This window comes from Pseudomonas sp., assembly GCF_032058845.1.
Taxonomy (GTDB): domain Bacteria; phylum Pseudomonadota; class Gammaproteobacteria; order Pseudomonadales; family Pseudomonadaceae; genus Aquipseudomonas.
The window spans coordinates 17,346-29,487 of sequence record NZ_DAMCCR010000053.1 but is presented as its reverse complement, the minus strand read 5'-3'; the positions used below and the strand labels follow the sequence as shown (position 1 = coordinate 29,487).

Sequence of the window (12,142 nt, the reverse complement as noted above, 5' to 3'; positions counted from 1 at the left end):
GGCGGTACCGCCACCCGGCTCGAGCGCGGCTTGCTGCAGGGCTTCGAGCGAGGCCAGGCGACCGCCCAGGCGCTGCAAGTCGGCTTGCCGGGCCTGTTGCGCCTGGGTGGCCTGCTGCAGCTGGCTGCGCACCACCTCCAGGCCCTCGACCGCCTGCTCCTCGCTGAGCTGCATCTCTTCGATGAGCATTTCGCTGCTGGCCACCTGCTCAGCGACGTCCAGCATGGCGGCGTCCTGCGGGTCGGCGCCCAGTTGATCACGCTCCTCGCTCAGCTTGCGCTGGCGCTCGAGCAAGCGTTCCAAGCCTGATTCCAGCTGCTGCAGACGCGACTGCTGCACCTCGGCCTGACGCCGCGGCTCGGCAGAGCGGGTGTTGAAAGCGTCCCACTGTTCTTGCCAGCCCTGCATGCTCAGCTCGGCTTCCTCGAGCGTGGCGGCGGCCTCTTCGGCGGCGGCCAAGGTCTGTTCCTGCTCGGGCTGGAGCATCTCCAACTCTTCGCCGAGGGTCGCCAGCAAGGTACGGTCATGGCCCAGGTGGGATTCGGTTTCCTGCCGGCTGCGCTCGGCTTCCTGCAGGTCGGCCTGCAACTGGCGCAGGCGCTGCTGGCCGTGCTGGATGCTTTGCTCGACGCGGGCGATGTCGCCGGCCACGGAGTAAAAGCGTGCCTGCACCTGATTGAAACGCTCCGAGAGCTCGTGGTGGCCGTCGCGCAGGCGTTCGATGCCGGCATCGGCATTGCGCTGCTCGGCCACCAGGGCTTCGAGCGCCACTTCCTGATCGGCAATCACCCCACCGCGCTGACCGACACGCAGATCGAGGTCGCGCCAGCGCAACGCCGTCAGGCTGGCTTTGAGCTGACGCTCCTGGGCTTTGTGCTCGCGGTATTTTTCGGCAGCCTGGGCCTGGCGGTGCAGGCGCTCGAGCTGGCGCTCCAGCTCCTCGCGAAGGTCGCTCAGGCGCGCCAGGTTTTCCTGGGTGCGACGGATGCGGTTCTCGGTTTCCCGCCGACGCTCCTTGTACTTGGAGATGCCGGCGGCTTCTTCGATGAAGTTGCGCAGCTCCTCGGGCTTGGCTTCGATCAGCTTGGAGATCATGCCCTGCTCGATGATCGAATAGCTGCGCGGCCCGAGACCCGTGCCCAGGAAGATGTCGGTGATGTCGCGGCGCCTGCACTTGGTGCCGTTCAGGTAATAGGTGTTCTGCGCATCACGGGTGACCTTGCGGCGGATGGAGATCTCCGCATAGGCGGCGTACTCGCCGACCAGGGTGCTGTCGCTGTTGTCGAACACCAGCTCGATGCTGGCCTGGCTGACCGGCTTGCGGCTGGTAGAGCCGTTGAAGATGACGTCGGTCATCGACTCGCCGCGCAGGTTCTTCGCCGAGCTCTCGCCCATCACCCAGCGCACCGCGTCGATGATGTTGGATTTTCCGCAGCCGTTCGGGCCGACGACCGCCGCCATGTTGCTCGGGAAGTTGACGGTGGTGGGGTCGACGAAGGATTTGAAACCGGCCAGGCGAATGCACTTCAGACGCATCGATCAACCCTTTGCCAAGGCGGCCAGCACCAGTTCGCAGCTGCGCTGGCAATACGCCTGAAGCACCTCGCGAATACGCGGCAGGTCACGACCGACCACGGCCTCGAGCAGGCGCGCGAACAGCTCCAGGTAGTCGATCATGTTGGCTTTGCGCTGGTCGAGCGCCAGGTAATAGGCGCGGCTCATGGCGGGCTGAAGGTTCTCGACGGTTTCTTGCAGGTAGGGGTTGTCGGCGAACGGGTAAGCGGCGCGCATCACCGCAAAACTGTCGGCAACGAAGGCGCGGATGTCCTGCCGGTCGTGGGCCTGCTGCAGACGCTGCTGGATGTGCAGGAACGGCTGCAGGTCGGCCTCGCTCTGCCACTGCTGCGCCACCTGGTTGCCGAGCAGGATGTACAGCTCGCCCATCAATGCGCACAGGCTGCGCACGCTGCGTTCATCCAGGCGGGTCACATGGGCGCCACGGCGCGCCAGGATGGCCACCAGGTGACGACGTTCAAGGATCAGCAAGGCCTCGCGAACCGAACCACGGCTGACGTTCAACGCCTGGGTGACCTTCTGCTCCTGGATGCGCTCGCCAGGTGCGAGCTCACCGAGGATGATCCGCTCGGCCAGGTGATGGGCGATCTGCTCGGAAAGACTGTCCGGCGCCTTGAACGTCATGGGTTTCCTTGGGAAGCGTTGGGCTGTGCAAAAAGCGCGATTGTAGCGTAATTGCCTCGGCGTGGCGCGGTGCCACAGCGGGGTTTGCAGGAACGTTGATGCGGCTTTGCAAGCGAGCGTGATCTAGGCTCAAGGTAGATCAAGGCAAGGTATCGGACGACCATACGGCTATTTTCCTGACTTTAAGGTCAGAATATTATTGACCCCGTGGTCAGCCATGCTTAGAGTCCGCCCAACAACAATAAAACCTGTTCGAGGTCATCCCCGTGATCCAGTTTCTCGTCAACCAGACGCTGCGCAGCGAGCACAGCCTGGACCCCAACGTGACGGTGCTGCAGTACCTGCGCGAGCACCTGGGCAAACCCGGAACCAAGGAAGGCTGCGCCAGCGGCGACTGCGGCGCGTGCACCGTGGTGGTGGGCGAGCTGGTCGATGCGGGTAATGGCCCTGCCCTGCGCTACCGCAGCTTGAACAGCTGCCTGACCTTCGTGGCCTCCTTGCACGGCAAGCAGCTGATCAGCGTCGAACACCTCAAGCACCGCGGGCAACTGCACAGCGTGCAGCAGGCCATGGCCGACTGCCATGGCTCGCAATGCGGCTTCTGCACGCCCGGTTTCGTCATGTCGCTGTTCGCCTTGCAGAAGAACAGCCACGGCCATGACCTGCACCAGACCCATGAAGCGCTGGCCGGCAACCTGTGCCGCTGCACCGGCTACCGCCCCATCATCGAGGCTGCCCGGCAAAGCTGCGCGACGCCTTGCCAGGATCAGTTCGATGCCCGGCAGGCGCAGACCATCGCCCAGTTGCAGGCCATCGCCCCGCAAGACACCGCAGAGCTCAACAGTGGCGACAAACGCTGCCTGGTACCGCTCACCGTCGCGGACCTCGCCGAGCTGTACGGTGCCCACCCCGAAGCGCGCCTGCTGGCGGGGGGCACCGACCTGGCCCTGGAGGTCACCCAGCAGCACAAGACCCTGCCGGTGATGATCTACGTCGGCGCCGTGGCCGCGCTCAGACACATCGAGCACACCGACAGCCACCTGGAGATCGGCGCCGCCACCCCCCTCACCGACTGCTACACCGCACTCGACGCGCAGTACCCGGACTTCGGCGCGCTGCTGCAGCGCTTCGCCTCCCTGCAGATTCGCAATCAGGGCACCCTGGGCGGCAACATCGGCAACGCATCGCCGATCGGTGACTCCCCGCCGCTGCTGATCGCCCTCGGCACCGAAATAGTGCTGCGCCAAGGCGCGCAGCAACGCACCCTGGCGCTGGAAGACTATTTCATCGATTACCGCGTTACCGCGCGCAAGGACGGCGAGTTCATCGAGAAGGTCCGCGTGCCCCTGGCGCACAGCGCCTGGACGTTCCGCGCCTACAAGGTCTCGAAACGCCTGGACGATGATATTTCCGCCGTGTGCGCTGCCTTCAACCTGCGTATCGAGGACGGCACAGTGCGTGAGGCACGTGCCGCGTTCGGCGGCATGGCGGCCATTCCCAAACGCGCTCGCGCCTGTGAAGACGCGCTCTGCGGCCAGCCCTGGACACAGGCGACGGTCGAGCGCGCCTGCCAGGCCCTGACCCAGGATTTCACCCCGCTCTCGGACTTTCGCGCCAGCCAGCAATACCGCCTGCTGGCCGCGCAGAACCTGTTGCGCAAATACTTCATCGAGCTGCAATCGCCACACATCGAAACCCGGGTGACCGCTTATGTCTGACCATCACGCCGTCAAAAGCCAGGCCGACATGGCCGAGCTGTTCCGCCAGGGCCTCAGCACCGGGGTCGGGCGCAGCGTCAAACACGACAGCGCCGACAAACACGTCAGCGGCGAGGCGGTGTACATCGATGACCGCCTGGAGTTTCCCAACCAGCTGCACGTCTATGCGCGCACCTCCGACCGCGCCCATGCGCGCATCCTGAGCATCGACACCACGGCGTGCTATGCCATCGACGGCGTACGTATCGTCATCACCCACACCGACATCCCCGGCCTCAAGGACATCGGCCCGGTGGTGGCCGGCGACCCGCTGCTGGCGATCGACCTTGTGGAGTACGTGGGGCAACCGGTGCTGGCCGTGGCCGCCTGCGACCTCGACACGGCACGGCGCGCAGCCATGGCCGCGATCATCGAATACGAAGACCTGGAGCCGGTGCTCGATGTGGTCGAGGCCTTGCGCAAACAGCACTTCGTGCTCGACAGCCACCGCCACCAACGCGGTGATTCTGGCGCAGCGCTAGCCACTGCTGCGCACCGCTTGCAGGGCACCTTGCACATCGGCGGGCAGGAACATTTCTACCTGGAAACCCAGGTGTCCTCGGTGATGCCCAGCGAAGATGGCGGCATGATCGTCTACTGCTCCACGCAGAACCCCACGGAAGTGCAGAAACTGGTCGCTGAAGTGCTGGGCGTGCCGATGAACCGCATCGTGCTGGACATGCGCCGCATGGGTGGCGGTTTCGGCGGCAAGGAAACCCAGGCCGCCAGCCCCGCTTGCCTGTGCGCGGTGATTGCCCACCTCACCGGGCAGCCGACCAAGATGCGCCTGCCCCGGGTCGAGGACATGACCATGACCGGCAAGCGCCATCCGTTCTATGTCGAGTACGACGTCGGCTTCGACGCCACCGGCCGCCTGCACGGGGTGGAGCTGGAACTGGCCGGCAACTGCGGCTACTCACCGGACCTGTCCGGCTCGATCGTCGACCGCGCCATGTTCCATGCCGACAACGCCTATTACCTGGGCGATGCCACCATCACCGGCCATCGCTGCAAGACCAACACCGCCTCCAACACCGCCTACCGTGGCTTCGGCGGGCCCCAGGGCATGGTCGCCATCGAGCAGGTGATGGACCACATCGCCCGTTACCTGAACCTCGATCCGCTGGCCGTGCGCAAGGCCAACTACTACGGCAAGACCGAGCGCAACGTCACCCACTACTACCAGACCGTCGAGCACAACCTGCTCGAGGAAATGACCGCAAGCCTGGAGGCCAGCAGTGACTACGCCGAGCGGCGTGAAGCGATCCGCCAGTTCAATGCCGACAGCCCGATTCTGAAGAAAGGCCTGGCGCTGACCCCGGTGAAGTTCGGCATCTCCTTCACCGCCACCTTCCTCAACCAGGCCGGTGCGCTGATCCACATCTATACCGACGGCAGCATTCACCTGAACCATGGCGGCACGGAGATGGGTCAGGGGCTCAATACCAAGGTCGCGCAGGTGGTCGCCGAGGTCTTTCAAGTCGACTTCAACCGCATTCAGATCACCGCTACCAACACCGACAAGGTGCCCAACACCTCGCCCACGGCGGCCTCCAGCGGCGCCGACCTGAACGGCAAGGCCGCGCAGAACGCAGCGCAGATTCTCAAGCAGCGGCTGGTGGAGTTCGCTGCTCGGCACTTTCAGGTCACCGAAGAAGACGTCGAATTCAGCAATGGCCATGTGCGCATGCGCGAGCAGATCGTCAGCTTCGAGCAACTGGTGCAGCTCGCCTACTTCGCCCAGGTGTCGCTGTCGAGCACCGGCTTCTACCGCACGCCAAAGATCTTCTATGACCGCAGCCAGGCCCGAGGTCGTCCTTTCTACTACTTCGCCTTCGGCGCGGCCTGCGTGGAGGTGGTGCTCGATACCCTGACGGGTGAATACAAGATGCTGCGTGCCGACATCCTGCATGACGTCGGCGCGTCGCTGAACCCGGCCATCGACATCGGCCAGGTGGAAGGCGGGTTCGTCCAGGGCATGGGCTGGCTGACCACCGAGGAGCTGGTGTGGAACGCCAAGGGCAAGCTGGTCACCAATGGCCCGGCCAGCTACAAGATCCCGGCCATCGCCGACATGCCGCTGGACCTGCGGGTGACGCTGGTGGAGAACCGCAAGAACCCGGAAGACACGGTGTTCCACTCCAAGGCCGTCGGCGAGCCACCGTTCATGCTTGGCATCGCCGCCTGGTGCGCGATCAAGGATGCGGTGGCGAGCCTGGCCGATTACCGGGTACAGCCCGACATCGACGCCCCCGCTACACCCGAGCGGGTGTTGTGGGGGTGTGAGCAGATGCGCAAGGTGAGCGGATAAGCGGATAAGCGGGGATGAAATTGGGCGATAGCAGGATTGGGCCGGCTGCGCCGGCCATCGCGGTTGAAACCGCTCCTACAGAAATGTGCGTAGCTGTTGAAACTCGCGGTCCTGTGGGAGCGACTTCAGTCGCGAAGGGGGCGCAACGCGGCCCTGATCCGGACAACCCGACATCATGGGTCTCACGCAAACGCGCCGCCAAACCTGCACTACGCCAATCGCCAATTGATCATCCGAACATCGACCCAACTCTTTTTCAGCACAGGTCACGACCATGCACGAATGGATCAATGCCCTAGCCGACCACCAAGCGCGCAGCGAGCCCTGCGTGCTGGTGACGATCATCGAGGAGCGCGGTTCGACCCCGCGTAATGCCGGCTCGAAGATGGTGGTCAGCGCCAGCGCCCTGCACGACACCATCGGCGGTGGTCATCTGGAGTTCAAGGCCCTGCACATCGCCCGGCAGATGCTCAGCGAGCAACGCAGCACGCCGCACCTGGAGCGCTTCAGCCTCGGCGCCAGCCTCGGCCAGTGCTGCGGCGGCGTCACTGTGCTGCTGTTTGAACCCATGCTGGCCTTGCAGGCCGAGATCGCCGTGTTCGGCGCAGGCCATGTCGGCCGGGCTCTGGTACCCTTGCTCGCCGCGCTGCCCTGTCGGGTGCGCTGGATCGATTCGCGCGAGCAGGAATTCCCTGTGCAACTGCCCCCTGGCGTACTGCGTATCGTCAGCGAGGAACCGGTCGACGAGGTCGCCGGGTTACCGGCCGGCTGCTACTGCATCGTCATGACCCACAATCACGCCCTGGACCTGGAACTGACCGCCGCCCTGCTCGCCCGCAATGACTTCACCTGGTTCGGCCTGATCGGCTCGAAGACCAAGCGGGTCAAGTTCGAGCACCGCCTGCGTCAACGCGGTTTCGCCGATGCGCAGCTGGCGCGCTTGCGCTGCCCGATGGGCCTGGCCGAGGTTAAGGGCAAGCTGCCGATCGAGATCGCCGTGTCCATCGCCGCGGAAATCATTGCCACCTACAACGCCTGCTTCGGCCAGCATGACGCTGCCCTCAATGCCGGCCCCATTGCCCAGTTGCTGCCGCCCTCACGGCGCAGCCACGCCCTGTAAAAAGAGACGCCCATGACCGCTACCCGCAAAGCCTACCGCGCCGCCCTCCTGCACAGCATCGCCGACCCCGCTGAGGTCGGTATCGAGGCCTCGTACGAATATTTTGCCGACGGCTTGCTGGTGATCGACCAAGGCCGCATCGTCGCGATGGGCGCGGCCAGCGAGCTGCTGCCGACCCTCGACGCCGATATCGAAGTGGTGCATCAACAAGACGCACTGATCACCCCGGGCTTCATCGATACCCACATCCACTTCCCACAAACCGGCATGATCGGTTCGTACGGCGAGCAACTGCTGGATTGGCTCAATACCTACACTTTCCCGTGCGAGCGGCAGTTCAGCGACAAGGCCCATGCCGATGAGGTGGCGAAGATTTTCCTCGCCGAACTGCTGCGTAACGGCACCACCACGGCGCTGGTGTTCGGCAGCGTTCACCCGGAATCCGTCAATGCCCTGTTCGAAGAGGCCGAGCGCCTGGACCTGCGGCTGATCGGCGGCAAGGTGATGATGGACCGCAACGCGCCCGACTACCTGACCGACACCGCCGAATCCGGCTACCAGGACAGCCAGGCGCTGATCCAGCGCTGGCACGGCAAGGGCCGCTTGCAGTACGCCGTCACCCCACGCTTCGCGCCGACCAGCACCCCCGAGCAGCTGACCGCGGCCGGCCGACTGCTCAAGGAAAACCCGGGCGTGTACCTGCATACGCACCTGTCGGAAAACCTCAAGGAAATCGAATGGGTCAAGGCGCTGTTCCCCGAGCGCAGCGGCTACCTGGATGTCTACGACCACTTCGAGCTGCTCGGTGAGCGCTCGGTGTTCGCCCATGGCGTGCACCTGTGCGATGCGGAGTGCCAGCGCCTGGCCGAAACTGGCTCGGCGGTGGCGTTCTGCCCGACTTCGAACCTGTTCCTCGGCAGCGGGCTGTTCAACCTGCCGCAGGCTGAGCGCTTCAAGGTCAATGTGGGGCTTGGCACGGATGTCGGCGCGGGCACCAGCTTCTCGCTGCTCAACACGCTGAACGAGGCGTACAAGGTGATGCAGTTGCAAGGCGCGCAACTGCACCCGTTCAAATCGTTGTACCTGGCCACCCTGGGCGGCGCACGCGCACTGCGCCTGGACGACCGGATCGGCAGCCTGCGCCCGGGCAACGAAGCCGACTTCGTGGTGCTCGACTACAAGGCCACGCCGTTGCTGGATTACCGTTTGCAGCAATCGAACAGCATCGAAGAAACGCTGTTCGTGCTGACCACGCTGGGGGATGACCGGATGGTTCGCGAAACCTATGCGGCGGGGCGTTGCGTGCATCGGCGCTGAGGTATCAGGGCCGGTCAGGGGCTCAGGTCAGCCGGGATGGACAGCGCATCCGTCCCGATTCAGGCGCCGCGCAGCAGCAGACAAATGGAAGCGGCTGTCTTGGCCCGGCTTTGCAAGCGATCACCTGACTGACTGGCCTCAGCCCTTGCCGCCAACCTTTTTCTTCTGCAACAAGTGCGAAAACACCGCATGCAGATCATCCGAGGCGCTTTCTTCGTCCAGGTTGAGCTTGCTGTCGATGTGGTCCATGTGATGCATCATCAACGCCACCGCCTGCCCGGCATCGCGTGCTTCGATGGCGTCGATCAGTTGCATGTGTTCGTCGTAGGAGCAGTGCGAGCGGTTACCGCTTTCGTACTGCGCGATGATCAGCGAGGTCTGCGACACCAGGCTGCGCTGGAAGCTCACCAGCGGCGCATTGCCGGCCGCCTCAGCCAGCTTGAGGTGGAATTCGCCCGACAGACGAATACCGGCGCCGCGGTCGCCGCGAGAAAAGCTGTCGCGCTCTTCCCGGACCATCTGGCGCAACTCGTTGAGTTGCTCGGCGGTGGCGTGTTGCACCGCAAGTTCGGTGATTGCGCGCTCGACCATGCGCCGCGAGAAGAACACCTGACGGGCTTCTTCGACCGTGGGGCTGGCCACCACGGCGCCGCGGTTGGGCCGCAGCAGCACCACACTTTCGTGGGCCAGACGCGACAGTGCACGCCGGATGATGGTGCGGCTGACCCCGAAGATCTCGCCCAGTGCTTCTTCGCTGAGCTTGGTGCCGGGTGCCAGGCGCTGTTCGAGGATGGCCTCGAAGATGTGTGCGTAGACGATGTCGTCCTGGGTACCGCTGCGCCCGGCCTTGCTGGCGCGCACAGGTTTCTTCAGAGGTTGCAGCTGTTCGTTCATGGGCGCTCGAGCACGTGGGCCTGGCCAGGGGGCCTCGACGGTGAGTGCGCGTCGGAGGGCTGGCGAGACCGGATGGAAATGATGGGCCAAGGTACTCACGCATTGTACACAGCCTGGAACGCTTCTGCAGGTCAGCCATTGGCTATATAGCAGTTGTTCCGACATTTCTGCGCACAAAAAATAAAACATTATTTGCTTTATTTGTACACAAACGCATAATCCAGCGAGCGACTTCCTGACTTATCAGTCAACAAAACCGGTCAGGAAGGCGTCATCCCTCACGGGGCCACCACGTGCACAGCGCAGGATGACGGGCCCCGAACAACAAGAACGATTCGAGGAGTACTCGCTGTGGAAAGCCGCAAATCCGATGCGCCTGCCGTAGACCTCACACCGCCCGCCAACAGCGGCCTGCTGGAGCGCCTGTTTCGCCTTCGGCTACACGGCACCACAGTCAGAACCGAGCTGATCGCCGGGATGACCACGTTCATCACCATGGCGTACATCATCTTCGTCAACCCCAACATCATGGCCGACGCCGGCATCGACCATGGCGCGGCGTTCGTCGCCACCTGCATTGCCGCCGCCCTCGGCTGCCTGCTGATGGGCCTGTACGCCAACTGGCCGGTGGGCCTGGCCCCGGGCATGGGGCTCAATGCGTTCTTCACCTATACCGTGGTCGGCACCATGGGCTACAGCTGGGAAACGGCGCTGGGCGCGGTGTTCGTGTCCGGGGTGCTGTTCATGATCCTGACCTTGTCGCGGGTCCGCGAGTGGCTGCTCAACAGCATTCCAGTCAGCCTGCGCCATGCCATGGGTGCCGGGGTCGGGCTGTTCCTCGGGGTGATCGGGCTGAAGACCGCAGGCATCGTGGTCGCCAGCCCGGCTACGCTGATCAAGCTCGGCTCGCTGCATGAACCCGCACCGCTGCTGGCGGCACTGTGCTTCCTGATGATCGCGGTGCTGAGCTACCACTGGGTATTCGGCGCCATCCTCATCAGCATCATCACCGTCACCCTGCTCGGATGGGGCCTGGGCCTGGTGCAGTACGGCGGCGTGTTCTCGCTGCCGCCAAGCCTGGCACCGACGTGGATGGCCATGGACCTGGCCGGGGTGTTCAACGTCAGCATGATCAGCGTGGTGCTGGCCTTTCTCTTCGTGCACATGTTCGACACCGCCGGCACCCTGATGGGCGTTGCCCAACGGGCCAACCTGGTGCGCGCCGATGGGCGCATCGAAAACCTGTCACGCGCCCTCAAGGCCGACAGCGCCTCGAGCGTGTTCGGTGCAGTGGTCGGCGTGCCACCGGTCACCAGCTACGTTGAAAGCGCTGCGGGCGTTGCCGCCGGCGGCCGCACCGGGCTGACCGCCGTGGTGGTCGGCCTGCTGTTCGTGGCGGCGATGTTCTTCGCCCCCCTGGCCGGGATGATCCCGGCGTACGCCACGGCTGGCGCGCTGATCTACGTGGCGATGCTGATGATGGGCAGCATGGCGCATATCAACTGGGACGATGCCACCGACTGCATCCCGGCCATCGTCACGTTGATCATGATGCCGCTGACCTTCTCCGTGGCCGACGGCATCGCCCTGGGCTTCATCAGCTACGTGGTACTCAAGGCCGGCACCGATAAACACCGCGAGATCTCTGCCAGCCTGTGGGTGCTGTGCGTGATCTTCATCGCCAAGTTCGCGTTTCTGTAAGCGCTAGGCCAGCACCTCGACCGGCATGCCCTGCTCCAGCACACCCTCGCCATCGACGCCGAGGTTCTGCCCGAACAGCACGTTGCCGTCGTGCTCGCGGAAGGTCTTGAGGGTGGTCAACGGTTCCTTGTCGGGGCTGCGCTGGCCAGTGACCGGGTCGAGGGTGGTGAGGATGCAGCGCACGCTGGGCTTGAGTACGCGGAAGGTGGTCTGGCCGATGCGCACCTGTTTCCAGGTGTCTTCGGCAAAGGCCTCGGCGCCCTCGACCACCAGGTTCGGGCGAAAGCGCAGCATCTCCATGCGCCGACCGATGCGGCGGTTGAGCTCATCCAGGGACGCCTGGCCGATCAACAGCACCGGGAAACCGTCCGGGAAGGCTGCGCGATCACTGACCAGGCCATAGCCGCTGGGCAAAAAGCGTGCGCGCTGCGGCGGGCAGTAGACCAATCGCAAGGGCTTGCCCAGCAAGCTGCTCAGCCAGGCGGCCGCGGCATCGCCGGCATCGGGCACCTGCAGCAGGTCACGCCAGATCGTGACCCCACGCAGTGGCGCCTCGGCATCCGGGACAGGCACCTGCAACGTGCCCAGCCCCGGTGCCTGCAGGCATACGCTGCCATCAGGCTGGTGCAGGGCGCCGATCTGGGTCATCTGCGGCCAGGCGCGCTGGGTGAGGAACTGGCCGTTGTCTTCGCGCACCACCATCCAGCGCCGGTCGCCGGTCAGGCCCATGGCGCCAACGGCGGATGCCTGCAGGCGCTGCGCCTGGCCCGACTTCAACGGATACCGATAGATCGCACTCAGGAACATGCCCACCCGCCTCACCTAGCTGAAAACCCGGGAGCT

Annotated in this window: 9 protein-coding genes; 5 read left to right on the top strand and 4 right to left on the bottom strand. The window is 64.5% G+C overall.

Going from position 1 to position 12,142, the window contains the following annotated elements; genetic code table 11:
- Nucleotides 1-1,536 (bottom strand): chromosome segregation protein SMC (smc, locus tag RT028_RS11940; RefSeq protein ID WP_312935093.1); only part of this gene is annotated, 1,536 nt, incomplete at its 3' end.
- 3 nt (nt 1,537-1,539) lie between these two features.
- On the bottom strand, nt 1,540-2,199 hold the full coding sequence (locus tag RT028_RS11935; RefSeq protein ID WP_312935091.1) for a GntR family transcriptional regulator: 660 nt from the start codon (nt 2,197-2,199) through the stop codon (nt 1,540-1,542).
- A 266-nt stretch (nt 2,200-2,465) separates the two neighbouring features.
- On the opposite strand from RT028_RS11935, the gene xdhA reads away from it, so the two are divergent.
- From xdhA to guaD, 4 genes are all read left to right on the top strand, one after another.
- On the top strand, nt 2,466-3,917 hold the full coding sequence (xdhA, locus tag RT028_RS11930; protein ID WP_312935089.1) for a xanthine dehydrogenase small subunit: 1,452 nt from the start codon (nt 2,466-2,468) through the stop codon (nt 3,915-3,917).
- A complete protein-coding gene (gene xdhB / locus RT028_RS11925; protein ID WP_312935085.1) occupies nt 3,910-6,267 on the top strand; it encodes a xanthine dehydrogenase molybdopterin binding subunit in 2,358 nt (785 codons plus the stop codon). Before xdhA ends, xdhB begins: the two co-directional genes overlap by 8 nt.
- A 274-nt stretch (nt 6,268-6,541) precedes the next feature.
- Complete coding sequence (gene xdhC / locus RT028_RS11920; protein WP_312935083.1) at nt 6,542-7,387, top strand: xanthine dehydrogenase accessory protein XdhC; 846 nt, start codon at nt 6,542-6,544, stop codon at nt 7,385-7,387.
- Nucleotides 7,388-7,399: 12 nt separating this feature from the next.
- Nucleotides 7,400-8,704, top strand: a complete 1,305-nt coding sequence (gene guaD / locus RT028_RS11915) for a guanine deaminase (protein ID WP_312935082.1) — start codon at nt 7,400-7,402, stop codon at nt 8,702-8,704.
- Nucleotides 8,705-8,842: 138 nt separating this feature from the next.
- On the opposite strand, the gene RT028_RS11910 is transcribed toward guaD, so the two are convergent.
- Nucleotides 8,843-9,598 carry a GntR family transcriptional regulator gene (locus RT028_RS11910; RefSeq protein ID WP_312935080.1) on the bottom strand — a complete coding sequence of 252 codons (756 nt, stop codon included), beginning with the start codon at nt 9,596-9,598 and terminating at the stop codon, nt 8,843-8,845.
- A gap of 351 nt (nt 9,599-9,949) precedes the next feature.
- Between RT028_RS11910 and RT028_RS11905 the strand changes: the two genes are divergently transcribed.
- Nucleotides 9,950-11,299: an NCS2 family permease gene (locus tag RT028_RS11905; RefSeq protein WP_312935079.1), complete on the top strand. Its 1,350-nt coding sequence runs from the start codon at nt 9,950-9,952 to the stop codon at nt 11,297-11,299.
- A 3-nt stretch (nt 11,300-11,302) separates the two neighbouring features.
- Here RT028_RS11905 and RT028_RS11900 read toward each other — a convergent pair whose 3' ends face one another.
- Nucleotides 11,303-12,106, bottom strand: a complete 804-nt coding sequence (locus RT028_RS11900) for an MOSC domain-containing protein (RefSeq protein WP_312935078.1) — start codon at nt 12,104-12,106, stop codon at nt 11,303-11,305.
- Nucleotides 12,107-12,142: the final 36 nt, after the last annotated feature.

Coding starts and splice junctions, on each gene's coding strand:
- RT028_RS11935 (WP_312935091.1), bottom strand. CDS start 2,199: ATGACGTTCAAGGCGCCGGACAGTCTTTCCGAGCAGATCGCCCATCAC.
- xdhB (WP_312935085.1), top strand. CDS start 3,910: ATGTCTGACCATCACGCCGTCAAAAGCCAGGCCGACATGGCCGAGCTG.
- xdhC (WP_312935083.1), top strand. CDS start 6,542: ATGCACGAATGGATCAATGCCCTAGCCGACCACCAAGCGCGCAGCGAG.
- guaD (WP_312935082.1), top strand. CDS start 7,400: ATGACCGCTACCCGCAAAGCCTACCGCGCCGCCCTCCTGCACAGCATC.
- RT028_RS11910 (WP_312935080.1), bottom strand. CDS start 9,598: ATGAACGAACAGCTGCAACCTCTGAAGAAACCTGTGCGCGCCAGCAAG.
- RT028_RS11900 (WP_312935078.1), bottom strand. CDS start 12,106: ATGTTCCTGAGTGCGATCTATCGGTATCCGTTGAAGTCGGGCCAGGCG.